At 70.8% G+C, this 26397-nt stretch carries 25 protein-coding genes; 10 read left to right on the forward strand and 15 right to left on the reverse strand.

Annotated features, from left to right (window positions below; genetic code table 11):
* Window positions 1-4 precede the first annotated feature (4 nt).
* Window positions 5-415 carry a flagellar basal body rod protein FlgB gene (gene flgB, locus CSC66_RS00665; RefSeq protein ID WP_162375363.1) on the reverse strand — a complete coding sequence of 137 codons (411 nt, stop codon included), beginning with the start codon at window positions 413-415 and terminating at the stop codon, window positions 5-7.
* Between the two features lie 69 nt (window positions 416-484).
* Window positions 485-1432 carry a chemotaxis protein gene (locus tag CSC66_RS00670; RefSeq protein ID WP_162375364.1) on the reverse strand — a complete coding sequence of 316 codons (948 nt, stop codon included), beginning with the start codon at window positions 1430-1432 and terminating at the stop codon, window positions 485-487.
* A gap of 111 nt (window positions 1433-1543) precedes the next feature.
* Here CSC66_RS00670 and flgA point away from each other — a divergent pair, with 111 nt between their 5' ends.
* The 4 genes from flgA (at window position 1544) to CSC66_RS00690 (ending at window position 4235) form a co-directional block, all read left to right on the forward strand.
* On the forward strand, window positions 1544-2176 hold the full coding sequence (gene flgA / locus CSC66_RS00675; RefSeq protein WP_162375781.1) for a flagellar basal body P-ring formation chaperone FlgA: 633 nt from the start codon (window positions 1544-1546) through the stop codon (window positions 2174-2176).
* 90 nt (window positions 2177-2266) lie between these two features.
* Window positions 2267-2575, forward strand: a complete 309-nt coding sequence (gene flgM / locus CSC66_RS00680; protein ID WP_162375365.1) for a flagellar biosynthesis anti-sigma factor FlgM — start codon at window positions 2267-2269, stop codon at window positions 2573-2575.
* A 3-nt stretch (window positions 2576-2578) separates the two neighbouring features.
* The gene (locus tag CSC66_RS00685; RefSeq protein WP_162375366.1) at window positions 2579-2920 is read left to right on the forward strand and encodes a flagellar protein FlgN; all 342 of its coding nucleotides are present in this window, start codon (window positions 2579-2581) and stop codon (window positions 2918-2920) included.
* 85 nt (window positions 2921-3005) lie between these two features.
* The gene (locus CSC66_RS00690; protein WP_379655850.1) at window positions 3006-4235 is read left to right on the forward strand and encodes an ATP-binding protein; all 1230 of its coding nucleotides are present in this window, start codon (window positions 3006-3008) and stop codon (window positions 4233-4235) included.
* 19 nt (window positions 4236-4254) lie between these two features.
* Here the strand turns inward: CSC66_RS00690 and CSC66_RS00695 are convergent, their stop codons facing one another.
* Together CSC66_RS00695 and CSC66_RS00700 are read right to left on the reverse strand one after the other, a co-directional pair.
* Complete coding sequence (locus CSC66_RS00695) at window positions 4255-5982, reverse strand: EAL domain-containing protein (protein ID WP_162375367.1); 1728 nt, start codon at window positions 5980-5982, stop codon at window positions 4255-4257.
* Window positions 5983-5989: 7 nt separating this feature from the next.
* The gene (locus CSC66_RS00700) at window positions 5990-8035 is read right to left on the reverse strand and encodes a sensor histidine kinase (protein ID WP_162375368.1); all 2046 of its coding nucleotides are present in this window, start codon (window positions 8033-8035) and stop codon (window positions 5990-5992) included.
* A 158-nt stretch (window positions 8036-8193) separates the two neighbouring features.
* Here CSC66_RS00700 and CSC66_RS00705 point away from each other — a divergent pair, with 158 nt between their 5' ends.
* On the forward strand, window positions 8194-10983 hold the full coding sequence (locus CSC66_RS00705; protein WP_162375369.1) for a bifunctional diguanylate cyclase/phosphodiesterase: 2790 nt from the start codon (window positions 8194-8196) through the stop codon (window positions 10981-10983).
* A 499-nt stretch (window positions 10984-11482) separates the two neighbouring features.
* On the opposite strand, the gene CSC66_RS00710 is transcribed toward CSC66_RS00705, so the two are convergent.
* The 6 genes from CSC66_RS00710 to CSC66_RS00735 all read right to left on the reverse strand — a co-directional run bounded on the left by CSC66_RS00710 (window position 11483) and on the right by CSC66_RS00735 (window position 15932).
* Window positions 11483-11695: a hypothetical protein gene (locus CSC66_RS00710; protein WP_162375370.1), complete on the reverse strand. Its 213-nt coding sequence runs from the start codon at window positions 11693-11695 to the stop codon at window positions 11483-11485.
* Window positions 11696-11793: 98 nt separating this feature from the next.
* On the reverse strand, window positions 11794-12987 hold the full coding sequence (locus CSC66_RS00715; RefSeq protein ID WP_162375371.1) for a methyl-accepting chemotaxis protein: 1194 nt from the start codon (window positions 12985-12987) through the stop codon (window positions 11794-11796).
* A gap of 138 nt (window positions 12988-13125) precedes the next feature.
* Window positions 13126-13740: a high frequency lysogenization protein HflD gene (gene hflD / locus CSC66_RS00720; protein WP_162375372.1), complete on the reverse strand. Its 615-nt coding sequence runs from the start codon at window positions 13738-13740 to the stop codon at window positions 13126-13128.
* Window positions 13741-13876: 136 nt separating this feature from the next.
* Complete coding sequence (gene mnmA / locus CSC66_RS00725; RefSeq protein WP_379655849.1) at window positions 13877-14959, reverse strand: tRNA 2-thiouridine(34) synthase MnmA; 1083 nt, start codon at window positions 14957-14959, stop codon at window positions 13877-13879.
* Between the two features lie 14 nt (window positions 14960-14973).
* Entirely contained in the window at window positions 14974-15435 is a 462-nt protein-coding gene (locus tag CSC66_RS00730; RefSeq protein WP_162375374.1) for an NUDIX hydrolase, read from the reverse strand.
* Between the two features lie 2 nt (window positions 15436-15437).
* Entirely contained in the window at window positions 15438-15932 is a 495-nt protein-coding gene (locus CSC66_RS00735; RefSeq protein WP_162375375.1) for a type III secretion system chaperone family protein, read from the reverse strand.
* 97 nt (window positions 15933-16029) lie between these two features.
* On the opposite strand from CSC66_RS00735, the gene clpS reads away from it, so the two are divergent.
* Together clpS and clpA are read left to right on the forward strand one after the other, a co-directional pair.
* Complete coding sequence (clpS, locus tag CSC66_RS00740) at window positions 16030-16350, forward strand: ATP-dependent Clp protease adapter ClpS (protein ID WP_162375376.1); 321 nt, start codon at window positions 16030-16032, stop codon at window positions 16348-16350.
* A gap of 138 nt (window positions 16351-16488) precedes the next feature.
* Window positions 16489-18774 carry an ATP-dependent Clp protease ATP-binding subunit ClpA gene (clpA, locus tag CSC66_RS00745; protein WP_162375377.1) on the forward strand — a complete coding sequence of 762 codons (2286 nt, stop codon included), beginning with the start codon at window positions 16489-16491 and terminating at the stop codon, window positions 18772-18774.
* A gap of 128 nt (window positions 18775-18902) precedes the next feature.
* Here clpA and CSC66_RS00750 read toward each other — a convergent pair whose 3' ends face one another.
* On the reverse strand, window positions 18903-19268 hold the full coding sequence (locus CSC66_RS00750) for a hypothetical protein (protein WP_162375378.1): 366 nt from the start codon (window positions 19266-19268) through the stop codon (window positions 18903-18905).
* 28 nt (window positions 19269-19296) lie between these two features.
* Here CSC66_RS00750 and CSC66_RS00755 point away from each other — a divergent pair, with 28 nt between their 5' ends.
* Window positions 19297-19533, forward strand: a complete 237-nt coding sequence (locus CSC66_RS00755) for a hypothetical protein (protein ID WP_162375379.1) — start codon at window positions 19297-19299, stop codon at window positions 19531-19533.
* On the opposite strand, the gene infA is transcribed toward CSC66_RS00755, so the two are convergent.
* The 4 genes from infA to trxB all read right to left on the reverse strand — a co-directional run bounded on the left by infA (window position 19518) and on the right by trxB (window position 22853).
* A complete protein-coding gene (gene infA, locus CSC66_RS00760) occupies window positions 19518-19736 on the reverse strand; it encodes a translation initiation factor IF-1 (protein WP_052633646.1) in 219 nt (72 codons plus the stop codon). The two genes, CSC66_RS00755 and infA, sit on opposite strands and share 16 nt — an antisense overlap.
* Before the next feature lie 76 nt (window positions 19737-19812).
* Window positions 19813-20562, reverse strand: a complete 750-nt coding sequence (gene aat, locus CSC66_RS00765; protein WP_162375380.1) for a leucyl/phenylalanyl-tRNA--protein transferase — start codon at window positions 20560-20562, stop codon at window positions 19813-19815.
* Between the two features lie 27 nt (window positions 20563-20589).
* On the reverse strand, window positions 20590-21717 hold the full coding sequence (locus CSC66_RS00770; RefSeq protein ID WP_162375381.1) for a GNAT family N-acetyltransferase: 1128 nt from the start codon (window positions 21715-21717) through the stop codon (window positions 20590-20592).
* Between the two features lie 185 nt (window positions 21718-21902).
* Window positions 21903-22853, reverse strand: a complete 951-nt coding sequence (gene trxB / locus CSC66_RS00775; protein WP_162375382.1) for a thioredoxin-disulfide reductase — start codon at window positions 22851-22853, stop codon at window positions 21903-21905.
* A 307-nt stretch (window positions 22854-23160) separates the two neighbouring features.
* On the opposite strand from trxB, the gene CSC66_RS00780 reads away from it, so the two are divergent.
* Both CSC66_RS00780 and lolA read left to right on the forward strand, forming a co-directional pair.
* Window positions 23161-25503, forward strand: a complete 2343-nt coding sequence (locus CSC66_RS00780; RefSeq protein WP_162375383.1) for a DNA translocase FtsK — start codon at window positions 23161-23163, stop codon at window positions 25501-25503.
* Window positions 25504-25691: 188 nt separating this feature from the next.
* The gene (lolA, locus tag CSC66_RS00785; protein WP_162375384.1) at window positions 25692-26333 is read left to right on the forward strand and encodes an outer membrane lipoprotein periplasmic chaperone LolA; all 642 of its coding nucleotides are present in this window, start codon (window positions 25692-25694) and stop codon (window positions 26331-26333) included.
* Window positions 26334-26397 lie beyond the last annotated feature (64 nt).

The following is a 26397-nucleotide window of genomic DNA, read 5'->3' on the forward strand; positions in this document are numbered from 1 at the left end:
CGGACTACTGGCCGGTGATCGCGGTGAGCAGGGTGCGCACCTTGGATTCGAGGAAGCTCAGCGACGCGCGGTACTCCAGCGCGGCGCGGCCGTAGGCGGCACGCTCGGCATCCGGGTCGACGGTGTTGCCGTCGAGGCTGGGCTGGCTGGCCTGGCGGGCGAAATGGAACGGCGCCTGGCCGGTGGCGATCGCGTCGGACAGGTGGCCCTCGCGGGTCGCGGCCAGGCCGGTGCCGGGCAGGCCTTCGCGCTGCAGCCGCGCCGCGTCCAGGGCGGCATTGAAGTCGATGTCCTGGGCCCGGTAGCCGGGGGTGTCGGCATTGGCCAGGTTGCTGGCGATCAGCTTCATCCGCTGCTCGCGCAACGGCAGGGCATCGGCGTGGAGCCCCATGTAGGACGTGATCGGGTTGGACATGCTGCCTCCGGACGGACCGTTGCCGTCACACAGGCAAGCGGCGTGCCAGAAGCCGCGGCGGGAGCGCCGTCAGGCGGCGCGGGCGACCTGCTGCAGGCGCGCCAGGACGTGTTCGGCCAGCTCGTGCGGGCTGTACTTGGCCACGAACGCGTTGGCGCCCACCCGCTCGACCATCGCGTTGTTGAACACCCCCGACAGCGAGGTGTGCAGCAGCACGTAGAGTCCGGCCAGGCCGGGGTGGCGACGGATTTCCGTCGTCAGGGTGTAGCCGTCCATCGCCGGCATCTCGATGTCGGAGATGACCATGGCGTAGCGCTGGGCCGGGTTCTCGCCGCCGGCGTGCACCTGCAGGAGGTGGTCCAGCGCCTGGCGGCCGTCGGACAGCAGGGTGACGCCGACCCCCAGCTGGTCCAGCACGCTGCGGATCTGCTGCCGGGCCACGCGCGAGTCGTCCACCACCAGCACCTGCAGCGGCGGGCTGCCGGCGGGCAGGGCCATCGCCGGGTCCAGGGTCGCGTCCATCCGCGCCTGGGTGATGTCGGCCAGCACGCTTTCGACGTCGATCACCTGGATCAGCGCGTCCTGGAAGCGGGTGACCGCGGTCAGGTAGCTGCTCTGCGAGCCCAGGTCCGGCGGCGGGTGGATGTCCTCCACCGCGATGTTGACGATCCGCTCCACGTCGCTGACCAGGAAGCCCTGGACCGAACGGTTGAACTCGGTGACCACCAGGTAGTGGGTGCCGTCGCTCACCGCGGCCGGATCGTGCTCGGGATGGCCGATCGCCTGGCCCAGGTCCAGCACCGGCACCGAGCGCCCGCGCACGTCGGCCACGCCGGCGAACTGCGCCGGCAGGCCCGGCAGCTGGAACAGCGGCGGCCGGCGCAGGACCTCCTGCACCTTGAACACGTTCACCCCGAACAGCTGCCGGCCGCCGAGCCGGAACAGCAGCAGCGCCAGGCGGTTGTGGCCGGCCAGCCGGGTGCGCTGGTCGATGCGGTTGAGCAGGTTGTGCGACATGCCCCCGGTATCGGCGCTGGCCGGCGAGGCTTGAGCGCGGCCGCGGCACGGTGCTTGCATGGGCCCCGCCCAGTTTCCACCGGCGAGGCCGCCATGCTCCTGCTGCGCCCCATGCTCATGTTCCTGCTCGCGCTGCCGATGACGGTGGCGCTGGCCGCGACCGGCTTCGAGCCGGTGGAATCGATCCGCGCGGCCGCGCTGCAGGCGGTACCCGGGGGACAGGCGGAAGCCAGCCTGGACCCCGCGTTGCGCATGCCGGCCTGCGGCCAGGCGCTCGAGGCCCGGCAGGCGACGGCCGGAACGGTCGAAGTGTCCTGTCCGCAAGGCTGGCGGCTGTTCGTGCCGGTGAAGGTACGGCGCAGCCAGCCGGTGGTGGTTCTGGTCCGGGGCGTGGCCGCGGGCGAGGCGATCCCGGCCGATGCGGTGGCCACCGAGGCGCGCGACACCTCGCGCATCGCCGGTGCGGCGCTGGCCGACGTGGCCCAGGCCGCCGGCCAGGTCGCGCGGCGGACATTGCCGGCAGGCACCGTCCTGTCGGCCGGCGACCTGGCCGCGCCACGGCTGGTCCGCCGCGGCGACGCGGTGGCGCTGGTATCGCGGCGCGGCGGGGTGGAGGTCCGGGTATCCGGACGCGCCCTCGGCGATGCCGGCGAGAACGAGCGGGTCGCGGTGGAGAACCTATCCACCCGCCGCGTCCTGCAGGGCCGGGTCGGGCCGGGTGGGGACGTCGTCGTCAGCCGCTGAACCGACCTGCGAAAAAATTTCCGGAACGGCCCTAAAGTTCCCTCCCGACCCAGCCGATACCCCGGCGTACCCCGTAAAGGACTCATCGCCATGAGCCACAAGATCGAAGGCACCCCGCCCCCCGCCGTGCGCAGCACCGGCCCCGTGGGCGGCCGCGTCGCCCCCGCCGGCGCCGATCGCTCGTCCCCGGTCGAAGCCGCCCAGGCCGGCGACAGCCTGCGCCTGACCGGCGAAGCGACCAGCCTGCAGGCCCTGCAGCGCGAACTGTCGACCGCCCCGGCCATCGACCAGGCCCGCGTGGCCGAGGTCAGGCAGGCGCTGGAGTCGGGCAGCTACCGCATCGACCCGGCGAAGATCGCCGAGCGCATGCTGGACCTGGACAAGCAGCTGGGCGGCTGATCCATGGACGCCGTCGCCAGCGACGAAGCGCTCGACCGGCTCGCCGCCGCGCTGGCCGACGAGCGCCGCGCACTGCTCGAACACGACATCGAGCTGCTGGTGCGGTCGACCCGCGACAAGCTCGAATCGCTGCGCCACCTCGAGGCCGACCTCCCCAGCGGGCGTGGCGAGCGGCTGGCCGAGCTGGCCGAGGCCAACCGCAGCAATGGCGCGCTGCTGGCCCGCCGCCGGCGCGAGGTGAACTGGGCGCTGCGCCACCTCGGTCGCGCCGAGAGCGCCCCGGCCTACGATGCCCAGGGCCAGGCCCAGCAGCTGCAGCCGCGCCGCGACCTCGCCGTCGCCTGAACCCGGCCGCCGCGCGCGCCCGCAGTACGCAGCAGGCACCGGCTAGAATCGCCCTCCAGAACCGGATGCCGCCGGAGCGCGTGCCATCGCCGTGACCAACACACCTGCAGCCACCGTCCTGCCCTCCCTGCAGACCATCCAGGGGCTGGCCGGGCGCATGTTCGAGGGCATCCTGCTGTACGACGGTGCCAGCCGGCTGGTCTACGCCAACGCCGCCGCGCACAGGCTGTGCGGGGAATGCTATCCGCGCGACCTGTCCAGCGGCCTGACCCTGCAGCAGCTGCTGCCCGGCGACGCCCTGGCGCAGGCACGCGCGGAGGGCCGCTGGAGCGGCCACCTGTCCTTCGGCGGCGACGCGATCCTGATGGTGCACGTCTACTTCGGCGCCGAGCATGGCGAGCACTTCCTGGTGCTGATGCAGGACCTGCGGCAGGTCCGCTTCCACGACCAGGAACTGCTGCGCCGGCACGCCGAGCTCAACGTGCGCCTGACCGCCGCGCAGGAGAAGCTGCTGCAATCGGAGAAGCTGGCCTCGATCGGCCAGCTGGCCGCCGGCGTGGCGCACGAGATCAACAACCCGATCGGCTACGTCCACTCGAACCTGGGCAGCCTGCAGGAGTACCTGCACAGCCTGTTCGCGCTGATCGAGGCCTACGAACGCGCGCTGCGCTCGCCCGATCCGCGCGCGATGATCCCGGAGATCGACCAGACCCGCGCCCGCCTGGACATCGATTTCATCAGCCGCGACCTGCCGCAGCTGATGACCGAATCGCGCGAGGGCATCGAACGGGTCACGCGGATCGTGCGCGACCTGAAGGACTTCTCGCGCAGCGAGCGCGACGAGTCGTGGAAGCTGGTGGACCTGCACGCCGGCCTGGAGTCGACCCTCAACATCATCTGGAACGAGCTCAAGTACAAGACCACGCTGGAGAAGCACTACGGCACGCTGCCGCCGGTGGAATGCCTGCCGTCCGAGCTCAACCAGGTGTTCATGAACATCCTGATCAATGCCGGCCAGGCGATCGGCGAGCGCGGCACGATCCGCGTGCAGACCGGCCACGACGGCGACCATGTGTGGGTGGAGATCGCCGACAGCGGGCCCGGGATCCCGCCGGAGGCGCAGGCCCGCATCTTCGATCCGTTCTTCACCACCAAGCCGGTGGGCAAGGGCACGGGGCTGGGCCTGTCGATCTCCTACGGCATCGTCGCCAAGCACCACGGCCGGATCGACGTGGACAGCCGCATCGGCGAGGGCTCGCGCTTCCGCATCGTGCTGCCGGTGCGGCAGCCGCAGGCCACGGTCGAGGCGGTCTAGGACCGGCGCCCACCCGGGGCTAGGGCGGGCCGGCCAGGGGCTGGCGTTCGCGGTGCGTGCGGAAGGCCTGGCGGATGTGCTCGCGCAGCTCGTCGTCGTTCCACGGCTTGGTCAGGAAGCGGTAGATCGCGCCGCGGTTGATCGCGTCGGTCACCGTGGCCAGGTCGGTGTAGCCGGACAGGACCATGCGCACGGTATCGGGGTAGAGCATCTTCACCCGGCCCAGGAATTCGGTGCCGCTCATGTCCGACATGCGCTGGTCGGACAGGATCACCTGGACCTCGTTGGTCGCCAGCAGGTCGAACGCATCGCGCACGTTGCCCGCCGCCAGGATCCGGTAGCCGTCGCGGCGGAACAGGCGCACCAGCGAGCGCAGCACGTTCTCCTCGTCGTCGACCAGCAGCAGGGTCTGGTCCTGCTTGCTGGCCGCGAACAGCTCCGGGCGCAGGTAGCGGCGGCGCAGGGTGGTGCTGGCCATGTCGGCGGGCATCGGCTCGCCGAACAGGTAGCCCTGGAACATGTCGCAGTCGCTGCGGCGCAGGTAGCCCAGCTGGGCCTCGGTCTCCACGCCGTTGGCCACGACCTTCATGTTGAGCTGGTGGCCCATGGCGATGATCGCGCGCACGATCGCCGCCTCGCGCTCGCCGGCGGGCGAGCTGCGGATGAAGCTGCGGTCGATCTTCAGCTTGTCGACCGGGTAGCGCACCAGCGAGCTGAGGCTCGAGTCGCCGGTGCCGAAGTTGTCCAGGGCCAGGCCCACGCCTTCGCGGCGCAGCGCCACCAGGCCCTCGTACACCGGGGTGACGTTGGCCGCCAGCGCGCTCTCGTTGATCTCCAGCACCAGCGACTCCGGCGGCACCCCGGCGCGCATCAGCAGCGCCAGCACCTCGTCGGGGAAGCCGGGCCGCTGCAACTGCAGCGTCGATACGTTCACCGTGACGAACAGGTCGTCGAATCCCGATTCGCGCCACTGCCTTACCTGCTCGATCGCGTTCTCCAGCACCCAGCCGCCGATCTGCACGATCACGCCCAGGCGCTCGGCGGTCGGCATGAACCGCTCCGGCACCAGCATGCCCAGGCTCGGCGACTGCCAGCGCAGCAACGCCTCCATGCCGATCACGCGGCCGTCGCGGGCGCTGATTTCCGGCTGGAACCTCAGCCGCAGCTCGCCGTTCGGGACCGCGTCGACGATCTGCCGCGCGATCACGCTCTCGTTGTGGACGTTCTGCAGGCTCTGGCCGCCGTAGAACTGGATCCGCTCGTCGCTGTGGCCGACCTGGCGCGCGGCGATCTCCGCGTGGCGCAGCAGGGTGTCCGCGTCCTGGCCGTGCTCCGGGCAGCAGCTCACGCCCAGCTTGACCGTCAGGAACAGGGTGTAGGGCAGGACGCTCAGCGGTTGTTCGGCCTCGCGCTGCAGGTCCCGGGCCAGGTCGCTCGCGTCCGGACCGCCGGCGGGCAACGGGATCGCCGCCACGAATTCGTCGCTGCCGTGCCGCCACAGGTGGCCGCGGCCGTGCAGCCAGGCCTCGAGCCGGCGCGCGAGCAGGTCCAGGGCCAGGTCGCCGACGGCCACGCTCATGTTCTCGTTGACCGAGGCGAAATGGTCGATGTCCAGGTGGACCACCATCAGCCGCGGGCCACCGGCGATCGCGTCCTCGACCAGGCGCTGCAGCACCGGGTGCCCGGCCCCGAGGCGGGCGGGCCCGGGCGTGGCGGACGGGGCGGGGTAGGGAAGGTGGCCGGACATCCAGGCGTCAGTCCGCGAGCTGCTGGTCGTACGGCAGGTCGAGTTCGATCCGGGTGCCGCGCCCGGGCAGGGCGTCGATGCGCAACTGCCCGCCCACGCCCTGCGCGCGCTCGCGCATGATCACCAGCCCCAGACCCTGCGCCTGGGACGGCTCGAACCCGCGTCCGTCGTCCTCGATGCGCAGGTGGAGCCAGGCGCCGTCCACGTCGGCCAGGGCCACGCCGACATTGCGCGCGCCGGCGTGGCGCATCACGTTGGTCAGCCCCTCCTGCGCGATCCGGAAGCAGGCCTGCTCGACTTCCCGATGCGGACGCTGGCGCAGCGGCTGGATGTCCAGCCGCAGGTGCACCGGCGAGTTGCGCAGGAGCACGCCGGCATGCCAGCGCAGCGCCGCCTCCAGGCCGAGCGCGTCCAGTTGCGGCGGGCGCAGCAGGGTGGAGAGGTTGCGCAGCTTGTCCAGCGTCGCGTCGGCCAGTCCGGCGAGCGCCTGCAGGTCCTCGAGCCGGCGGGCGCCGTCCTCCTCGCCCATGGCCGCGTGCGCGGACAGCTTCATCGCGGTGATCGCCTGGCCGATGTCGTCGTGCAGCTCGCGCGAGATCGCCCGGCGCTCGTCCTCCTGGGCGGTGAACAGCTGGCGGCCCATGGCCTGCAGTTCCTGGTTGCTGGCGGCCAGCGCGATGCGCATGCGCTCGGGCTCGCTCAGGTCCCGCACCACCAGCAGCTTGCAGTCCTGCCCGCCGTAGCGCGCGTTGCTGCAGGAAACCGATACCCGGAAGCAGCTGCCGTCGCCGCGGCGCATCCGTGGCGAGGGTTCGCTGCCGGTGCCGGCCTGCATGTAGTCGCGCAGCGCCGGCAGGTCCTCTTCCAGGACCAGCGACGAAAGCGGCTCACCGAGCAGCATCTCGGTGCGGCGCCCGAACAGGCCTGCGCAGGCGGGGTTGGCGTAGATCACGTGCTCGGCCGACAGCAGCATCACCCCGTCGGGCAGGATCCGCATCAGCTCGGCGAACTGCTGCTCGCGCTCGCCGAGCAGGCGCCGCGTCTGCTGCTCTTCGGTCACGTCTTGGGCGGTGCCGCGCAGGATCCAGCGGCGGTCCTCCTCGACCCGCTGCACGCGCACGCGCAGCAGGCGCTCCTGGCCGCCCGCGCCGAGGAACGGCAGCAGCACGTCCATCTTCTGCAGCTGCCCCGCGCCCAGCTCGTCGAGCATGTGTTCGAGCCGCGACTGGGTATCGGCGTTGGCCGCGACCAGCACCTCCTCCAGGGCCCGGGGCCGGTCGTCGTCGCCGGCCTGGTCGACCAGGCGCAGCAGGATCGGGCTGAAATGGCCGCGCCGGGTCCGTGCGTCGACCTCGAACGAGCCCAGGCGCGCCAGCCGCTGCGCCTCCTGCAGGCGGGACATGGCGTGTTCGCGCGAGCGCTGCGACTGCAGCTCGGCGGTGCGGTCGTGCATCACGATCAGGCGGATGCGCTGGCCATCGGACAGGACCAGTTCCGAACTGCGCATCTCCACGTCGCGGAAGCTGCCATCGCTGGTGCGCAGGCGATCGATGCGCGCGCAGGGCTGGCCCGGCGCGGCCCGGATCGCGGCGATCCCCTCTTCGAAGTGGCCGCGGCTTTCGGCCGGCCAGAGCATGTGCAGTTCCATGCCGCGCAGCTCGCCGCGGGACCAGCCCAGGAATTCGCTCGCCGCCGGATTGGCGTCCACGATCCGCAGCGACTCCGGATCGTAGGTCCACATCGGGCTGGTGTTGCACTCGAACATCTCGCGGTAGCGCGCTTCCGAGTCGGTGATCCGGCGCTGGGCCTCCAGCAGGCGCTCCACCAGTGGCCGCAGCAGCAGGTAGAGCAGCACGCCGGTGCCGACCATGTAGGCCACGCCCTTCCACATCTGCCAGCGGGTGATGGCCGCGGCGTCGTCGAACAGCGCGGCGGTGAGCTGGTCGCTGAACAGGATCCAGCAGATCCCCAGCAGGACGTACAGCAGCGGGATGCGCCAGACCAGGGCACGCGCCCGCGGCACGACCACCGGCCGCGCGGCGTCGCCTTCCATCGCTTCGTCCTGCTGCCGCATCCAATCCCCCTCTGCCTTGCCGGGCAAGCATATCAGTGCGCCAAGCGGTCACGTCGCAGGCCAGCCGCTCAAAAAACGCGGGCGTCGGCCGCTACCTGCATGACGGCCCGCTGCGGGCGATTGCATGGAGTGCTGGCGTGGATTCAGGGGCGATCGCGAGCCTGATGCAGCACCCGATCGAGAGTGCGCTTCTGGTGCTGGACCGCGACGGCATGCCGCTGGCCGCCAATCCGGCCGCGCAGGCGCTCGGCCTGCAGGCATCGGCCGCGCGCTACGCGCCGGTGCTGCGCGACCTGCGCGAGCTCCTCGCCGACGGCCGCCTGCAGGCGGTGGCCTGCAGCCTGCCCGGGCCGCAGCGCCGGCTCGACGGCTGGCTGCGGGCGGTGCGGGCGCCGGAGGGCGGCGTGCTCGCCTACACCCTGGGGATTCCCGACCCGGAGGATTCCGGCCGCTGGCAGGTGGCGCTGGACAGCGCCGGGCACGGACTGTGGGACTGGGACATCGCCGCCAACCGCATCTTCCGCTCCGAGAGCTGGCTGGCGATGCTCGGCTACACCGCCGACGACGTTCCCGACGCGAACCTGGAATCGGCGCTGGCCCTGGTCCATCCGGACGACATCGAGCGGGTGCGGGCCGCGGTACGCGCGCACCTGGACGGCCACAGCCCCATGTACGCCGGCGAACACCGGGTACGCCACGCCGACGGCAGCTGGCGCTGGGTCCGCGACAGCGGCCGGGTGGTGTCCTGGTCGGCCGACGGCCGGCCGCTGCGGATGGTCGGCACGCACACCGCCATCGACGCGCAGAAGCAGCTCGAGGGCGAGCTGCGCAAGCAGCAGGCGCTGCTCGAGGAGATCCAGCGGCTGGCAGCGATGGTGCCCTGGTCCTGGGATCCGGAGACCGACACCGGCTGGTGGCCCGATGACCTCTATCGCCTGACCGGCCACCCGCGCCAGGAGGGCGATTCGGCGCGCGCCTGGCTGCGGCGGATGCCGCGGCCCGCCGCCAGCGCGCTGCGCCGGGCCTGGCGCCGCATGCGTCGCGATGGCCAGCCGGTGCAGTTCGACCTGGTGCTCGACGGCCCGCAAGGCGAGCCGCTGCAGGTCCTGGCCTGGGCCCGGCCGGAGCTCGACGCCGGCGGCCACATCGTGCGCGTACTCGGGCAGCTGCAGGACGTGACCGGCCAGCGCCGCGCCGATGCGCTGCTGCGCTGGCGCACCGAGCTGCTCGACCGGGTGTCATCGCTGGGCCACATCGGCGGATGCGAGATCGAGCCGGTCAGCCGGCGGGTGCAGTGGACCGAGGAGTGCTACCGGATCCACGGCATGCCGCACGGCCCGCTCACTCTGGACGATGCGCTGGCGCTGTACACCCGCGACTCGCGCGAGGCGTTCGAGGGCGCGCTGCGCCGGCTGGCCGCCGGCGGCGCGCCCGAGCAGCTGGAGCTGTGCTTCTACCGCCACAGCGGCCAGCGCGTCTGGGTGCAGGTGATGGTGGAGATGGACCGGCGCGAGGGCATGGTGCCGCGGCTGGTCGCCCTGTACCGGGACATCACCCGCGAGCGCGAGACCAGCGAGCGGATCGAACTGCTGTCCCACTACGACCTGTTGACCGGCCTTCCCAACCGCTTCCTGCTGCGTGCGCAGACCGAGGAGGCGATCCTCGCCAGCCATGACCGCGCCGGCAGCGGCCTGGCGCTGCTGCTGCTGGACCTGGACGGCTTCAAGGGCATCAACGATTCCTTCGGCCACGCCGCCGGCGACGCCATGCTCAAGGCCGCGGCGGGGCGCATGCACCACGCGCTGGGCAGCGGCGAGCTGTTCGGGCGGCTGGGTGGCGACGAGTTCCTGGTGGTGATGCGCGGCCCGGCCGATCCGGCGATGGCCGAGGACCTGGCGCGGCGGTTGATCGCGGTGCTGGCCGAACCATTGGCGTTCGGCAGCGAACAGCTCAAGGTCGGCGCCAGCGTGGGCATCGCCCTGCTCGGTCGCGACGGGCACGCGTTCGACGACCTGCTGCGCGCGGCCCACGCCGCCCTGCACGCGGCGCGCGAGCAGGGCCGCAACAGTTGCCAGCTGCACAACGAGGACATCCAGCGGCACGCCCGTCGCCGCCTCGAGATCGAGCACTCCCTGCGCGGTGCGCTGGAGCGCGAGGAATTCAGCCTGGTCTACCAGCCTCAGGTCAGCCTGCGCGACGGCCAGGCGCCGGGCGTGGAAGCCCTGTTGCGCTGGCACAGGCCGGCCGGCGCCTGCCATCCCGGGGAGTTCATTCCCGTCGCCGAGCAGTGCGGCGAGATCGTCCGCCTCGGCGACTGGGTGATCGCGCAGGCCTGCCGCCAGGCGGTGGCCTGGCACGCCGCCGGGCTGGACTTCGGCCGGATCGCGGTCAACGTCTCGGGCGTGCAGCTGCGCGACCGCGGCTTCGCCGAACGCGTGGTGACGCTGTGCCAGCGCGCCGGCTGGCCCCCGGGCCGGCTGGAGCTGGAGCTGACCGAATCAGCGCTGATCGTCGACAGCGACAGCCTGCGCCACTGCTTCTCGGTCTTCGAACGCCACGGCGTGCAACTGGCGGTGGACGACTTCGGCACCGGCTTCTCCAACCTGCAGTACCTGAACCGGTTCCCGGTCCAGCGCCTGAAGATCGACCGCAGCTTCGTCACCGACATGCTGCGCGATGCCAATGCCGGCGAAGTCACCCAGGCGATCATCCACCTCGGCCATGCGCTGGGCATGCGGGTGGTCGCCGAGGGCGTGGAGACGCTGGAGGAGCAGGCGCAGCTGGCGCGCTGGGGCTGCGACGAGATCCAGGGCTACCTCTACACCCGGCCGCTGCCGCCGCGCGAGCTGGCGCAATGGCTGCGCCAGCTGTCCATCGAGCCGCTGTCGGGCGCCTGGATCCCGGGACTGGCCGGCCGCAACCTCTGACGGTGCCACACGCCGGCAAGCGCCGGCACCGCCGCCATCGCCAGCGGCCCTGGCCACCGTCGCACCGCAACGGCCAAACGCCATTGTCGCCGCCGTGCGCCCGGCGGCGCCGCAGCGGCGGCGGTGCGCAGCATCGCGGGCACGCTTGCCGAAGTCGGCGGACACGCCGTACACCATGCCTGGACCGCGGTGCGCGCAGCGACGCCACGCGGAGCCGTAGCCTGACGAGGTGACCGATGGGCAGGCGAGGGCGGCGTGCCGCTCTTTCCATGGTGCGCCCGAACCTGTCCGCGGCCGTGGGTGCTTTCGATCGTCCCGGAGACCGTTCCGACGGGGCGGGAAGTGGGCGTTGCAGTTCAAGGCCTGGATCGCGCGCCCGCCTCGACGGGCGCGGGACGCCTGGCGCCGTGCGGTCAGCCAGGTGCGCATGCGCTGCCGGCGGTGCTCCATCCCACCAGGGACGCGTGCCCGGGCTGCAGCTACGCCGGAGCCGGTCCGCTCAGCGCGGCGGCGTACCCAGGTCCCAGTGGATGCACGCCAGCAGGGTGTCGTCCTGCTCGTACCCGGCGCCGGCCAGGGGCCGGGCGGCCGACAGCTCCTGTATCGCGAGCTGTTCCAGGCGCGCGAGGGCGACCTTGTCCACCGGCTTGCCGGGGTGGGCGGTGGACGTGTCCGCCGCCTGCCGCGCCGTTGCCAGCTGATCCTCGTCCATGACGGCCTCGCTGCGGATACAGGCGAAGGCCCCGGCGTGCGGCCGGGGCCTGGAAGCGGTCCATCCGGACCGCGACGGCATCACCGCCGGTGCAGTGCTCAGAACAGCTCGACCGTACCGGCGCCCATGGTCTGCTGTGCGACCGGCTTGTGCGGCGGCGCTTCCCATTCGCCGCGCAGGTCGCGCAGGCGCTGGCCCAGGCGTTGCAGGGCGCGCAGCACGTCTTCGTCGCCGGCGCCGTTGCTGCGGTGGAGCAGGTCCTGCAGGGCCAGGGCTTCGCGGTTGATCGCGTCGAGCCGGTCCAGGTGCACGTGCGCTCCGCCCAGGGCCTGGGTGGCGATGTCCTCGAACTGCAGGGCGCGCACGGCCTCGGCGACGGAGCCGTCGATGGCGCGGCCGCACTCGGAGATCTCGCGCATGCCGTCGCCCAGGGAACTGTTGATCGCGGCCACGTTCTGCAGCATCTGCGCGGCCTCGGCACGCGCTTCGCGCGAGCGGTCCAGGTCGCGGGAGGCCATCTGGGTGACGGTCTCGCGCACCTTGGCGATGGCGTCCTTGGAGCTGTGCGCCAGCTTGCGGATCTGTTCGTTGAAGGTGGTCGAGCGTTCCGACAGGTTGCGCACCTCGTCGGCGACCACCGCGAAGCCGCGACCGGCCTCGCCGGCCCGGGCCGCCTCGATGGCCGCGTTCAGCGCCAGCAGGTTGGTCTGGTCGGCGATCGACTTGACGTCCTCCAGCAGGGCGAAGATGCCGTCCAGGTGCTGGGCCATCTGGTCGATGTGCTGCACGGTGACCGTGCTCTGGCCGGCGACCTGTTCCAGCGCCTCCACCAGCTGCTCCATGCGCGAGCTGGCGTGCTGGGCGAAGCGGGCCACGTCGACCCCGCCGCTGCCGTCCTGGTCGGCGATGATCCGGGCCATGGCCGTACCCTGCTGGCGCGACTTGCGGTTCATCGCGTCGAAGCTGGCGCCGAGCCCGGCGACGGCCTGCCGGATCAGGTCGCGGGCACGCTCGACTTCCTGGCGCGAACCATCGATCTCCTTGCCGACGAAGCTGCGCAGCTCGGCGAGCAGTTGTTCCTGCTCGCGCATCACGCGCTGGTGCTCCGGCGATTGCGTCGCCAGTCCGCTGCCGCGCAGCAGCAGCCAGGCGGCGAAGCCGAACCAGCTCAGGGTGAGCGTGGTGAGGATCGCCCAGCGTACCGGTGTCGGCCAGTCAAGGCCGAAGGCAAGGGGGGCGAGGAGGGTCAGCGCCAGCGGCGCGGCCATACGGATTAGCAAGCGGGAGTCCATGGGCGATCTCTGCGGAACCACGTGAGCAGTATCGGCCGCCCACCCGGTGCCTTTAGCCGACTTGCCGCCCGGTGTTGGACGCACCACGCCGGTCCATGGCTTGTGTCGCCGCGCAAGCGCCGCAGCAGGGGACGCCGCTCAGCGCAGGTGCCGGGCCACCGACTCGACCATCGCCCGGCGCGCGAACAGGAACTGCCACTGGCTGCCGCCCAGCTGCCGCCAGAGCAGGGCCGAACGCACCGCGGCCAGCAACAGCGCGCGGATCTCCGAAACCACGCCGGCCTGGCCCAGGTAGTGCGGATTGCCCTGGACCATGATCCGCGGCCGCAGGTGGCTGATGGTGTCGGCGTACAGGCCGCCCAGCGCCGCCAGCACCTCGGGGTGGCCGCAGCCGAGCGATGCGGCCTGCGCCGACAGCGCATCGAGGCCGTTGCCGACCGCGGCCAGGGTGTTGGGTTCGCCCGAGAAGCGCCGTTCCAGCTGCAGCGTGGCCAGCGCCAGGCGCGGCAGCAGCGGGTCCTCGCTGCGGTTGGAGAGGTAGTCCCCCAGTGCACGCAGCCCCGGCTCCAGCACGCGCGCGCCGTCGCCGTAGACCTCGGCGGCCGACCCGGCGTCGATCCGGAACACGCTCTCCAGCACGGGGAGGGCGGCGGCATCCTGGCTCTGTCCGGTTTCGGCGATGCGGCGTACCTGTTGCAGGGCCTGGGCCAGGCCGGCCAGGGCCAGCACGCGGTCGTCGTAGGAAAAGTTCATGCGCGGCATTCTAACCGGGCATCTCCCGCGCCTGCGGCGGAGGGCCCTCGCAGGACACGGTTCGCGGGCGAGCCGAGCGCCGGCATCGCGATGCCTCAACCGGCCGACGAGGCTCGCTCGCGGGCGAACCCGGCGCCTACGAAGCTGGCGTGGGTGCGTCCGTGGCTTCGATCACCGCGCCACCCAGGCAGGCCGGCCCGTCGTACAGCACCAGCGACTGGCCCGGCGTGGCCGCGCGTTGCGGGCGCTCGAAGTGGACCTGGAGCGTGCCATCGTCCTGGACCTGCACCTGGCAGGGCTCCTCGTGCTGGCGGTAGCGCACCTGCGCGGTGCATTCGAAGCTGGAGGCGGGTGGGGCGCCTTCGACCCAGTGCATCGGCCCGCTCCGCAGCACCGACGAAAGCAGCCAGGGACTGTCGCGGTCCTGGTCCACGTACAGGACATTGCGCGCCACGTCCTTGCCGACCACGTACCAGGGCGCGGCCGCACGGCCGCGGACGCCGCCGATAGCCAGGCCTTCGCGCTGGCCCAGGGTGAAATAGAACACGCCGGGATGCTCGCCGACCCTGACGCCCCGGGGGTCGCGGATCTCGCCCGGCTGCGCCGGCAGGTAGCGACCCAGGAACTCGCGGAAGTCGCGCTCGCCGATGAAGCAGATGCCGGTGGAGTCCTTCTTCGCATGCGTCGGCAGGCCGGCGTCGCGCGCGATCTGCCGCACCTGGGCCTTGGGCAGGTGGCCGATCGGGAACAGGGTCGCGGCCAGTTGCGCCTGGCCGAGCTGGTGCAGGAAGTAGCTCTGGTCCTTGTCGCGGTCGGCGCCGCGCAGCAGCCGCCAGCATCCGCGCTCGCGGGCGACCTGGGCGTAGTGCCCGGTGGCGATGCGCTCGGCGCCCAGCGCGCGGGCCGCGTCCAGGAAATGCTTGAACTTCACCTCGCGGTTGCACAGCACGTCCGGGTTCGGGGTGCGCCCGGCGGCGTATTCGGCCAGGAAATGCTCGAACACCCCGGCCCAGTATTCCTTCGAGAAGTCGCGGAAGTGGAACGGGATGCCGATCCGCCCGCACACCGCGACCGCGTCGCGCCGGTCCTCTTCCGCGCGGCAGTCGCCGCTGCCGTCGTCGTCCCAGTTCTGCATGAACAGTCCCGCCAGCGGCTCCCCGGCCTGGGCCAGCAGCCAGGCGGCGACCGACGAGTCGACCCCGCCGGACACCCCGACCATGGTGCGTATGGCGGTCACAGCGCCTGCACCAGCGACAGCGGATGGCGCTGCCCGCCCAGCCAGTCGGCGGCCACCCGCCAGACCAGCGGGCTGCGGTGCTGGGCCGTGCGTGCGCGCAGTTCGGCGGGGGCCAGCCACACGGCGCGCTCGATGCCTTCGTCCAGCGGCCGCGACGGGTCGTGGGCCAGCGCCTGCCCGGCGAAGGCGAAGCGCAGGTATTGCTGGCCACCGGGGGCCGTCCACTGGTAGCTGCCCACGAACGCTTCCAGGCGGACCTGCCAGCCGGTTTCCTCCAGGGTCTCGCGCACGGCGGCCTCGACCAGGCTCTCGCCCGGTTCCAGGTGACCGGCCGGCTGGTTCAGCACCAGCTGGCCGTCGATCCTTTCCTCGACCAGCAGCAGCCGGCCCTCGAGCGCGACCACGGTGGCCACGGTCACGTCCGGGTGCCAGGCCTGGCCGGGCAGGGTGGCGACCATGCTCAGAACTCGTCGCTGTCGGGATCGCCGGACAGCTCCCGCTCCATCTCGTCCGCGCTGGTGACCGCCGCGCCGATCGCCTGGTCCAGTGCCTCGGCATCGATGCCGGCGTCGACCTTCACCACCAGCACGGCGAAGCCGGCATTGTTCACCCAGGCGCCCAGCTTGAGCGCATGGGAGGCCTCCAGCAGCCGGTTGGCGACCGGACCGGGGAAAGCGCCCGCATCGGCCCGGTAGGCCGGCGACCAGATCTCGCGCACGCGATGCCGGCCGTAGGTTTCCACGCCGGACCGGATGAAGACCATCTGGGTGCGCCCGCCGTCGAGCGCCATGACCATCTTGTAATCGCCGTCCTCGTCCAGTTCGTACTCGTAGCCCAGCTCCTCAAGCAGCGGCGCGATCGAGGGATCGGCCTTGGACGCCGCCTGGCCGGCGCCGTGCGCCCCCAGCGAAGCGAAGGCGAAAAGGCAGGCACAGGCGAGGCGGTATGGCGACATGGGCTCTGGCGGGAGGCGCGCGCGTGCGCGGGTCGCAGCCATTGTCCGGCAGCCGGCGCGATCGAGTCCATCGCGGAGGCGCCCGTATAATCGGGGCATGCCCCACACCCCACGACACGAACACGAGCACGGCGCGCTGGTCGATCCCGGCAAGCCGGAAGTCGCCCCGCCGCCGATGTACCAGGTGGTCCTCCTCAACGACGACTACACCCCGATGGACTTCGTGGTGGCGGTCCTGCAGCAGTTCTTCAGCCTGGACCTGGAGCAGGCCACCCAGGTCATGCTCCACGTCCATACCCGCGGGCGCGGCGTCTGCGGGGTCTTCACGCGCGAAGTGGCCGAATCCAAGGTGGCCCAGGTCAACGAGTTCTCGCGGATGAACCAGCACCCGCTGCTTTGCACCATGGAGAAGGCCTGACCCCGGGATGTCGCCTCGCCGGGGCGGGGGCCAGGGCCGGCGGCCCGGGCCATGCCGCCGGCTGAACGCTGCGATCCGCCGGCACTGTGGAATTCCGGACGACAGGCCGCATATTGTTGGCATCTCACGGAGTCCGCCATGTTCAGCAAAGACCTCGAACAGACCATCGGCCAGTGCTACAAGCGCGCACGCGAAGCACGCCATGAATTCATGACGGTCGAGCACCTGCTGCTGGCGCTGCTCGACAACCCGTCCGCCCAGGCGGTGCTGCGGGCCTGCGGCGCCGATTCCAACCGCCTGCGCGGCGAACTCGACCAGGCCATCGAGGCCTCGGTCTCGCGCCTGGCCGAGGACGACGGCCGCGACACCCAGCCCACGCTGGGCTTCCAGCGGGTGCTGCAGCGGGCGGTCTACCACGTCCAGTCCTCGGGCAAGAAGGAGGTCACCGGCGCCAACGTGCTGGTGGCGATCTTCGGCGAGAAGGACTCGCATGCGGTCTATTTCCTGACCCAGCAGGACGTCACCCGGCTGGACGTCGTCAACTACCTGTCCCACGGCATCGCCAAGCTCGGCGACGAGCAGGACGGCGGCCAGCCCGCGCCCGGCGAAGGCGAGGGCAAGGCCGAAGGCGGCGACGGCGAGGGCAAGGGCGATGCCCTGGCCGAATACGCCACCAACCTCAACGAGCAGGCCCGGATCGGCAAGATCGACCCGCTGGTCGGCCGCGCCGACGAGATCGAGCGCACGATCCAGGTGCTGTGCCGCCGGCGCAAGAACAACCCCCTGTACGTGGGCGAGGCCGGCGTGGGCAAGACCGCGATCGCCGAGGGCCTGGCCAAGCGCATCGTCGAGGGAGAGGTGCCCGACGTGCTGTCGGACGCGGTGATCTACGCGCTCGACCTGGGCGCGCTGGTGGCCGGGACCAAGTACCGCGGCGATTTCGAGAAGCGGCTCAAGGGCGTGCTGAGCTCGATCAAGAAGATTCCCGGCGCGATCCTGTTCATCGACGAGATCCATACCATCATCGGCGCCGGTTCGGCGTCGGGCGGGACCATGGACGCGTCCAACCTGATCAAGCCGGCGCTGGCTTCCGGCGAGCTGCGCTGTATCGGATCGACCACCTTCCAGGAATACCGCGGCATCTTCGAGAAGGACCGGGCCCTGGCCCGCCGCTTCCAGAAGATCGACATCGTCGAGCCGACGGTGGGCGAGGCCTACGAGATCCTGCAGGGCCTCAAGCCCCGCTACGAGGCGCACCACGGCGTGACCTACGCCGACGAGGCGCTGCAGGCGGCGGTGGACCTGTCGGTCAAGCACATCGCCGACCGGCTGCTGCCCGACAAGGCCATCGACGTGATCGACGAGGCCGGCGCGCGCCAGCGGCTGCTGCCGCTGGAGACGCGCAAGGAGCTGATCGACGTCGAGGAGATCGAGACCATCGTGGCCAAGATGGCGCGGATCCCGGCCAAGCAGGTCAGCGCCACCGACAAGGACGTGCTCCAGCACCTGGAGCGCAACCTGAAGATGGTGATCTTCGGCCAGGACCCGGCGATCGAGACCCTGGCCTCGGCGATCAAGCTCGCCCGCAGCGGCCTGGGCAACCCGGACAAGCCGATCGGCAACTTCCTGTTCGCCGGCCCGACCGGCGTGGGCAAGACCGAGGTGACCAAGCAGCTGGCGCTGCAGCTGGGCATCGAGCTGGTGCGCTTCGACATGTCCGAATACATGGAGCCGCACTCGGTCTCGCGCCTGATCGGCGCGCCCCCGGGTTACGTCGGCTTCGACCAGGGCGGCCTGCTGACCGAGAAGATCGTCAAGACCCCGCACTGCGTGCTGCTGCTGGACGAGGTCGAGAAGGCGCACCCGGACATCTTCAACATCCTGCTGCAGGTCATGGACCGCGGCGTGCTGACCGATACCAACGGGCGCGAGGCCAACTTCAAGAATGTAGTGATCGTGATGACCACGAATGCAGGGGCGGCCCAGGCTTCGCGGCGCTCGATCGGCTTCACCCGGCAGGACCACTCGACCGACGCGATGGAGGTGATCCGCCGCAGCTTCAGCCCGGAATTCCGCAACCGCCTCGACGCGGTGGTGCAGTTCCAGCCGCTGGGCTTCGAGCACATCCTGCGCGTGGTCGACAAGTTCCTGATCGAGCTGGAGATGCAGCTCAACGAGAAGCACGTGGCGTTGACCGCCTCGCCGACGGCGCGCGAGTGGCTGGCCCAGCACGGTTTCGACCCGCTGATGGGCGCGCGGCCGATGGCCCGCGTCATCCAGGACCGGATCAAGCGACCGCTGGCCGACGAGCTGCTGTTCGGCAAGCTGGTCGATGGCGGCCGGGTCAACATCGACGTGGTCGACGGCCAGCTGGTGGTCGAAAGCCAGTCCGAGCCGGAGCGGCTGTTGCCGGCGACTGTCTAGTCCCGGCGCGCGGTCGCGATAAAAAAAGCCGCCGCTGGCAGCTGGCGCCAGCGGCGGCACTCTTCTCCACGCCATCGTCCGCCGCCACGACGAGTGGGCGGCGGGCGACGCCGGGATAAGGTCCTCGATCAGCGCGAGGTGCGCTTCTTGCCGGCAGCGAACTGCTCGGCGTCGATCGCCTCGACCTTGCCGACGCTGCAGGTGGCGCGGTTGGTCTTGACCTTGGTGCCCTTCGGGCACAGGCGGTTGGCCGTGCCATCGGTGCTGATCTCGATCCTCGAGGCGGTGGCCAGCGAGCTGCAATCGCCGCGGAAGCCGACCAGGTAGTGCGTATCGCCGTCGCGCAGCAGCATGCTCTGCGCGCCACCCGAACGCACGATCTCCTGGTTCGCGCCCAGGTCGACGCAGTCGGCGATCGGGGTGTTGTCGGCGGCATTGGCGGCGAAGGCGGCGCCGGCGAGCAGCGCTGCAGTGCAAAGACGCTTGATGTTCATGGCTTATAGGGGCTCGGGGTGGTCCGGATTGGACGCGCACAAGGCTATGGCCGCTGATGCGTTTCCGGACCTGCCTGTGGTGACAATGACCAAGGTCATGGATGCCGTTTCGGTAATGCGTTGTTCATGTGCGCTGCACATCGACGTGCCTGCGTCAGTGCGAACGGCGTGGTCCGGCGCGCCGGCGCACGGCAAAAAAAAGGCGGCCATCGGCCGCCTTTGCTGGATGCCGCGGCGCAAGGCCGCGCATCACTTCATTCGGTAGGTGATACGGCCCTTGGTCAGGTCGTACGGGGTCATCTCGACCTTCACCTTGTCGCCGGTGAGGATGCGGATGTAGTTCTTGCGCATGCGCCCGGAGATGTGGGCGATGATCTCGTGCCCGTTCTCCAGGCGAACCCGGAACGTGGTGTTGGGCAGCGTCTCGATGACGGTGCCTTCGAACTCGATGGAGTCGTCTTTCGACATGCGGTTCCAGTCAGGGGGCGGGCGGGCGGAAAGCCGCGCATTTTACGCGAGACTGGCGCCGAAGGCAAAAATTATGTTAATCAGCCGTCGGTCCGGCCAGCCCCGAGGCCGGAATGGTCCCGAATTCGCCGGTCCAGCTGCCGCCGAGGCCCGGGGCGGCGGTGAGCGCAGCCAGCGCGTCCATGAAGCGGGCGCGGGGCCACGCCTCGGCGCCAAGCGATTCCAGGTGCGGGTTGCCCACCTGCGCGTCGATCAGCGGCCAGCCCCGTTCGTCCAGCCATCGCGCCAGTGCCGCCAGCGCGACCTTGGAGCCGCCGCTGCGTGCGCTGAACATGCTCTCGCCGAAGAACATCCGGCCGATCGCCACGCCGTAGATCCCGCCGGCGAGCCGCCCCTCCTCGTCGAAGACCTCGATTGAATGCGCATGTCCCAGGCGATGCAGGTGCGCGTAGGCACGGCGCATCCCGGGGACGATCCAGGTGCCGTCCTGTCCGGGCCGCGGCATCGCGGCGCAGGCGGCGACCACCGCGTCGAAGGCGGTATCGGCCCGCACCTGCCAGCGCAGGCGGCGCAGTTCGCGGCGGAAGCGCGAGGACAGATGCACCGCGCCGGTGCGGAACACCGTCCGCGGGTCGGGACTCCACCACAGGATCGGCTGGCCCTCCGAGTACCAGGGAAAGATGCCACTGCGGTAAGCCGCCAGCAGGCGCGGGACCGACAGGTCGCCACCCACCGCCAGCAGCCCGTCCGGCTGCCGCAGCGCCAGCGACACGTCGGGGAAGGGGGCATGGGGATCGCCGGACAGGAGGACGGGGCGTCGGGCCATGGTGGATTGTAGGGAGGGGGCGGCGGCTCAGGGCGGGTCGCGGAACGGCCCGCGCGTGGCCAGTGCCGCCGCGTAACGCCGGACCGAGCGCGCCTCTTCCTGGCACCAGTCGCGCAGGGCCGGCTGGAACCGCGGATCGGCGATGCGGTGCCGGCTGCGCACGAACGCGGGAAGGAACCCCCGGGCCAGCTTGTGCTCGCCCTGGGCGCCGGGTTCAAAACGGGCCAGGCCCTGTTCCAGGCAGTACTCGATGCCCTGGTAATAGCAGGTCTCGAAGTGCAGCCCCGGCAGCACTGCGTCGCTGCCCCAGTACCGACCATAGAGCGTATCGCGGCCACGCAGGAAGAGCGCCCCGGCGACGGCCTGCCCCGCATGATATGCAATAACAATCATAAAGTTACGAGACATTTCTCGCGCAATATGCGAGATGAATTCCCGGGTCAGGGCTGGCGCGTTCCCGTACTCCCGGAAGGTCTGCAGGTAGAAGTGGTGGATGAGGTCCAGCTCGGCCGGACCCGCCTCGTCGCCGTGCAGGCGCCGGAACTCCACTCCCGCGCGGGCCACCCGCGCCCGCTCCTGGCGGATGTTCTTGCGGTGCCTGTGGTCCATCGCCGCCAGGAAACCGGGGAAATCCGCCCAGCCGTCGCGGTTGTGCCAGTGGTACTGCACGTCGATGCGCGGCAACCACCGGGCATCGAACAGGGCGTCCTCGTCCTGGGTGTGGAAATTGACGTGGGCCGAAGGCAGGCCGTCCTCGTCGGCCTGGCGCGCGATCGCCTCCAGCAGGGCGCGTCGCACCGCTTCGCCGCCGGCGAGCAGGCGCGGCCCGGTCACCGGAGAGTAGGGCACCGCGAACAGCCACTTGGGGTAGTAGTCCAGCCCATGCCGCGCATAGGCGTTGGCCCAGGCATGGTCGAACACGAACTCGCCGTGCGAGTTGGTCTTGAGGTAGCCAGGCGCGGCGGCGAGCAACCGTCCGCCCTCCCAGAGCGTCAGGTGGCGCGGGGTCCAGCCCCAGTCGGCACGCAGGCAGCCGTGCCGCTCCAGGCCTTCGAGGAAGGCATGGCGGACGAAGGGGTTGCCGCTGTCGTCCAGCGCGTCCCAGTCAGCGGCGGGAACCTGCGCCAGCGAATCGAGGATGCGTACGGTCGGCATCAAGGCGGGGTCTGCGGATTCGCGAACGGGGAAGAGGCTTTCATTTATCCCGGCAGCCCCTGCCTCTCCAGGCGGATGTGTCGCCGTCCATGGCGCACCACGCGCTCCGCAACGCCCGGCCCGGCTGTGCATGACCGGGCGCCCGCCGCCGCGCAAACCACCGACGGGGCGGCATGCAAGGGCGGCTACTCGCCCTTGTCGAGGAAGCGCTCGGCGTCCAGCGCGGCCATGCAGCCGAAGCCGGCCGAGGTGATGGCCTGGCGATAATGCTGGTCGGCGACGTCGCCGGCGGCGAACACGCCTGCCACCGAGGTCTCGGTGGCGTTGCCGCCCAGGCCGGAGCGGATCTCCAGGTAGCCGTTGTCCATCGCCAGCTGGCCCTCGAACAGGCCGGTGTTGGGATGGTGGCCGATGGCCACGAAGAAGCCGTGCGCGGCGAGGTCGCGGGTGCTGCCGTCGAGCGTGGACCTGACCCGCACCCCGGTCACGCCGGCGTCGTCGCCCAGCACCTCGTCGATGGTGTGGTGCCATACCGGCTCGATCCTGCCGGCCTCGACCTTCGCGAACAGCTTGTCCTGCATGATCTTCTCCGCGCGCAGCGTGTCGCGGCGGTGGACCAGGTAGACCTTGCGGGCGATGTTGGACAGGTACAGCGCCTCTTCCACGGCGGTGTTGCCGCCGCCGACCACGACCACGTCCTGGTCCTTGTAGAAGAACCCGTCGCAGGTCGCGCAGGCCGATACGCCGCGCCCCTTGAACTTCTCCTCCGACTCGATGCCCAGGTACTTGGCGGTCGCGCCCGTGGCGATGATCAGCGCGTCGCAGGTATAGGTGGCGTTGTCGCCGGACAGGGTGAACGGCCGCTTCGACAGGTCGGCGGTGTGGATGTGGTCGAAGATGACCTCGGTATCGAAGCGCTCGGCGTGGGCCTGCATGCGCGCCATCAGGTCCGGGCCCATCAGGCCGTGGGCGTCCCCGGGCCAGTTGTCGACCTCGGTGGTGGTCATCAGCTGGCCGCCCTGCTGCAGGCCGGTGATCACCACCGGCTTGAGGTTGGCGCGCGCGGCATAGACGGCGGCGGTCCAGCCGGCGGGGCCGGAACCGAGGATGAGCAGGCGCGAGTGCTTGGTGGTCATGCAGTCCGTGGCGACGAGTGGGAAGCAGCGCATAGAGTGGAGGCCGCACCGGGGTGAATCAAGGCGAAGGACGGAACGCTGGGACGCCAGGGCGGGGCTCGGCTTCCCCGGCGAGCGCGCCGGGAACTCCCGCGTGCGGGGGCGCAACCGCTCGGTGCCGCCGGCGGCGGCGATCCTGCCGGCGCGGCGGCCCGTCGCCGCCGCCGGCCGGCACGGCGGCTAGGCAATCGGCGACAGAAGCATTTAAGATCAAGGCCTAACATCGCATTCTGCGAGCAGTTCCAGACCCGGGGATCGAAACGTCGACGTGGCCAAGGCATTGACGGAACGCAGCAAGTCCAGCCGCGGCAACGCTGCGCGCGCCGAGCGCGACGCCGCCAGCCCGCGACGGCAACGGCTGTGGCGCGACCTGGCCCTGATCGTGATCGCGCCGCTGCTGCTGTACCTGCTGGCGTGCCTGGTGAGCTATTCGCCGGACGATCCCGGCTGGTCCAACAGCGGCAGCGTGACAGGCCAGGTGCAGAACCTCGGCGGCCTGGCCGGCGCGTATATCGCCGACATCCTGATCCAGCTGTTCGGCTACGCCGCCTTCGTGTTGCCGGTGATCCTCGGCGCGATCGCCTGGATCGCGCTGTTCGGGCTGGGCGAGGAGGACGAACTCGGGCCGGCCCTGCGCCTGGTCGGGATCGTCGCGTTCCTGATCGCGCTCACCGGGCTGCTGCACCTGCGCCTGCACGCGGGCGACGTCGGCCAGGCCGGCGGCGTCATCGGGCGGCTGGTCGGGCAGTCGCTGGCGGCGGGCTTCGGTGCCCTGGGCGCGAACCTGTTCCTGGTCGTCCTGCTGCTGGTCTCCATCACCCTGGCCACCGGCCTGTCCTGGTTCTGGGTGATGGAGCGGATCGGCGCCGGAGTGCTGGCGCTGCCGGACCTGCTGCGGCGCAAGACCCAGCAGGCCGAGGAGTGGAAGCGCACCCGCGACCTGCGCGAGGAGCGCGAGGAGGTCCGCAAGACCGATGCGGTCAGGCAGGCCCGGCGTGAACCGGTGCGGATCGAACCGCCGGCCGCGCCGGTGGTGGAGAAGAGCGAGCGGGCCAAGCGCGAGACCCAGATCCCGCTGTTCCAGGGCACCGGCGGCACCGCCGACGGCCTGCCGCCGCTGGCCCTGCTCGACGACCCCAAGCCGCAGACCAAGGGCTACTCCGAGGAGACCCTGGAAACGCTGTCGCGGCAGATCGAATTCAAGCTCAAGGACTTCCGCATCGACGCGCAGGTCGTCGGCGCCTATCCCGGCCCGGTGATCACCCGCTTCGAGATGGAGCCGGCGCCGGGCGTGAAGGTCAGCCAGATCAGTTCGCTGGACAAGGACATCGCCCGCGGCCTGTCGGTGAAGTCGGTGCGCGTGGTCGACGTGATCCCGGGCAAGTCGGTGATCGGCCTGGAGATCCCCAACACCAGCCGCGAGATGATCTTCCTCTCCGAGCTGCTGCGCTCGAAGGAATACGACAGGTCCGCCAGCCCGCTGACCCTGGCCCTGGGCAAGGACATCGCCGGCCGGCCGACGGTGGCCGACCTGGCGCGCATGCCGCACCTGCTGGTCGCCGGCACCACCGGCTCGGGCAAGTCGGTGGCGGTCAACGCCATGGTCCTGAGCCTGCTGTACAAGGCCAGCCCGAAAGACCTGCGGATGCTGATGATCGATCCGAAGATGCTCGAGCTGAGCGTCTACCAGGACATCCCGCACCTGCTGGCGCCGGTGGTCACCGACATGAAGGAGGCCGCCAACGGCCTGCGCTGGTGCGTGGCGGAGATGGAGCGCCGCTACAAGCTGATGAGCGCGGTCGGCGTGCGCAACCTGGCCGGCTTCAACAAGAAGGTCCACGACGCGCAGGACGCCGGCCAGCCGCTGATGGACCCGCTGTTCAAGCCGAACCCGGAACTGGGCGAGGCGCCGCGTCCGCTGGAACCGCTGCCGTTCATCGTCATCTTCATCGACGAATTCGCCGACATGATGATGATCGTCGGCAAGAAGGTCGAGGAACTCATCGCGCGGCTGGCGCAGAAGGCGCGCGCGGCCGGCATCCACCTGATCCTGGCCACCCAGCGCCCGTCGGTGGACGTCATCACCGGCCTGATCAAGGCCAACATCCCGACCCGCATCGCCTTCCAGGTGTCGAGCAAGATCGACTCGCGCACGATCCTGGACCAGTCCGGCGCCGAGACCCTGCTCGGCCACGGCGACATGCTCTACCTGCCGCCGGGCACGGCCATGCCCGAGCGCATCCACGGCGCCTTCGTCAGCGACGACGAGGTGCACCGCGTCGTCGAGCACCTGAAGGCCAGCGGCCGCGCCGACTACATCGAGGGCGTGCTGGACGAACTGCAGACCATGGGCGATGGCGTGGTCGTCGGCGCCACCGGCCTGCCCGAATCCGGCGGCGGCGGCGACGAGTCCGACCCGCTGTACGACGAGGCGGTGCGGATCGTCACCGAGACCCGCCGCGCGTCCATTTCCGGAGTGCAGAGGCGGCTGAAGATCGGCTACAACCGCGCCGCACGCCTGATCGAGGCGATGGAAGCGGCGGGCGTGGTCAGCGGGCCCGAGCACAACGGCGACCGCAGCGTGCTGGCGCCGCCGCCGCCGCGCGACTGACCGGGCGGGGACGGGCAGCGGGGGGAGCCCCGCTCTACGAAAGGGGGCGCCGGCCGAGCTTGCACGGCAGCTTCCATTGGCGTTCCGTCCACGCCGTCCGCCCACGCCATCTGCCAACACCCGGGCATCCACGCCTGTTCAGCTTCCTATCCGCACACTTCCGCCATCCATCCTCCGTCGATCACGCCATGCACCGCATATCGCGCACCGCTCTCCGCCTCGCCGCCGGCATCGGCCTGGGCCTGCTCCTGGCCGGCCACGCTTTCGCGGGCGCCCGCGAGGACCTGGCCCGGTTCACCACCGGGCTCAAGGGCCTGGAAGGGAAGTTCAGCCAGCAGGTCTTCGATGCCAACGGCCGGGCCAAGGAAAGCAGCGCCGGCAGCGTGGCCGTGTCGGCGCCGCGGCTGTTCCGCTGGGAATACGTCAAGCCGTTCGCGCAGCTGATCGTGGCCGACGGGCAGAAGGTCTGGGTCTATGAGCCGGACCTGCAGCAGGCCACGGTGCGGCCGCAGGGCGAGGAGGAGCGCAACAGCCCGCTGGTGGCGCTGTTCGATCCCAAGCGCCTGGACCAGCAGTTCGACGTCAGCGAGGAAGCCGCCGCCAGCGATGGCCTGCAGTGGCTGACCCTGACCCCGAAGGTCGACGCGCAGGCCAACTTCCAGATGGCGCGGCTGGGTTTCGGCGCGCAGGGCCTGGCCCGGATGCAGGTGCTGGACCTGGTCGGGCAGAAGACCGAGATCCGCTTCGAGGCCTGGAAGCGCAACCCGGCCTTCGCCGCGGGCACCTTCCAGTTCAAGCCGGGCGAGGATGTCGACGTCGTCGGCCAGTGACCGGGCCACGCCGATCCCAGGTCCGGCCGGCCTGCGCAACCAGGCGTCCCGGTGAGGCCAGGCG

Source organism: Pseudoxanthomonas kaohsiungensis (assembly GCF_010211765.1).
GTDB classification, from domain to species: Bacteria; Pseudomonadota; Gammaproteobacteria; order Xanthomonadales; family Xanthomonadaceae; genus Pseudoxanthomonas; species Pseudoxanthomonas kaohsiungensis.

Excerpts from the sequence above, each read along its gene's own strand:
- CSC66_RS00770 (WP_162375381.1), bottom strand. The coding sequence starts at position 21,717 with ATGCCGACCGTACGCATCCTCGATTCGCTGGCGCAGGTTCCCGCCGCT.
- CSC66_RS00670 (WP_162375364.1), bottom strand. The coding sequence starts at position 1,432 with ATGTCGCACAACCTGCTCAACCGCATCGACCAGCGCACCCGGCTGGCC.
- clpA (WP_162375377.1), top strand. The coding sequence starts at position 16,489 with ATGTTCAGCAAAGACCTCGAACAGACCATCGGCCAGTGCTACAAGCGC.
- mnmA (WP_379655849.1), bottom strand. The coding sequence starts at position 14,959 with ATGGTCGGGGTGTCCGGCGGGGTCGACTCGTCGGTCGCCGCCTGGCTG.
- trxB (WP_162375382.1), bottom strand. The coding sequence starts at position 22,853 with ATGACCACCAAGCACTCGCGCCTGCTCATCCTCGGTTCCGGCCCCGCC.
- infA (WP_052633646.1), bottom strand. The coding sequence starts at position 19,736 with ATGTCGAAAGACGACTCCATCGAGTTCGAAGGCACCGTCATCGAGACG.
- CSC66_RS00730 (WP_162375374.1), bottom strand. The coding sequence starts at position 15,435 with ATGGTCGCCACCCTGCCCGGCCAGGCCTGGCACCCGGACGTGACCGTG.
- hflD (WP_162375372.1), bottom strand. The coding sequence starts at position 13,740 with ATGAACTTTTCCTACGACGACCGCGTGCTGGCCCTGGCCGGCCTGGCC.
- clpS (WP_162375376.1), top strand. The coding sequence starts at position 16,030 with ATGCCCCACACCCCACGACACGAACACGAGCACGGCGCGCTGGTCGAT.
- CSC66_RS00700 (WP_162375368.1), bottom strand. The coding sequence starts at position 8,035 with ATGGAAGGCGACGCCGCGCGGCCGGTGGTCGTGCCGCGGGCGCGTGCC.
- CSC66_RS00710 (WP_162375370.1), bottom strand. The coding sequence starts at position 11,695 with ATGGACGAGGATCAGCTGGCAACGGCGCGGCAGGCGGCGGACACGTCC.
- flgM (WP_162375365.1), top strand. The coding sequence starts at position 2,267 with ATGAGCCACAAGATCGAAGGCACCCCGCCCCCCGCCGTGCGCAGCACC.
- flgA (WP_162375781.1), top strand. The coding sequence starts at position 1,544 with ATGCTCATGTTCCTGCTCGCGCTGCCGATGACGGTGGCGCTGGCCGCG.
- aat (WP_162375380.1), bottom strand. The coding sequence starts at position 20,562 with ATGGCCCGACGCCCCGTCCTCCTGTCCGGCGATCCCCATGCCCCCTTC.
- CSC66_RS00750 (WP_162375378.1), bottom strand. The coding sequence starts at position 19,268 with ATGAACATCAAGCGTCTTTGCACTGCAGCGCTGCTCGCCGGCGCCGCC.
- CSC66_RS00735 (WP_162375375.1), bottom strand. The coding sequence starts at position 15,932 with ATGTCGCCATACCGCCTCGCCTGTGCCTGCCTTTTCGCCTTCGCTTCG.
- CSC66_RS00695 (WP_162375367.1), bottom strand. The coding sequence starts at position 5,982 with ATGTCCGGCCACCTTCCCTACCCCGCCCCGTCCGCCACGCCCGGGCCC.
- CSC66_RS00715 (WP_162375371.1), bottom strand. The coding sequence starts at position 12,987 with ATGGACTCCCGCTTGCTAATCCGTATGGCCGCGCCGCTGGCGCTGACC.
- flgB (WP_162375363.1), bottom strand. The coding sequence starts at position 415 with ATGTCCAACCCGATCACGTCCTACATGGGGCTCCACGCCGATGCCCTG.
- lolA (WP_162375384.1), top strand. The coding sequence starts at position 25,692 with ATGCACCGCATATCGCGCACCGCTCTCCGCCTCGCCGCCGGCATCGGC.
- CSC66_RS00685 (WP_162375366.1), top strand. The coding sequence starts at position 2,579 with ATGGACGCCGTCGCCAGCGACGAAGCGCTCGACCGGCTCGCCGCCGCG.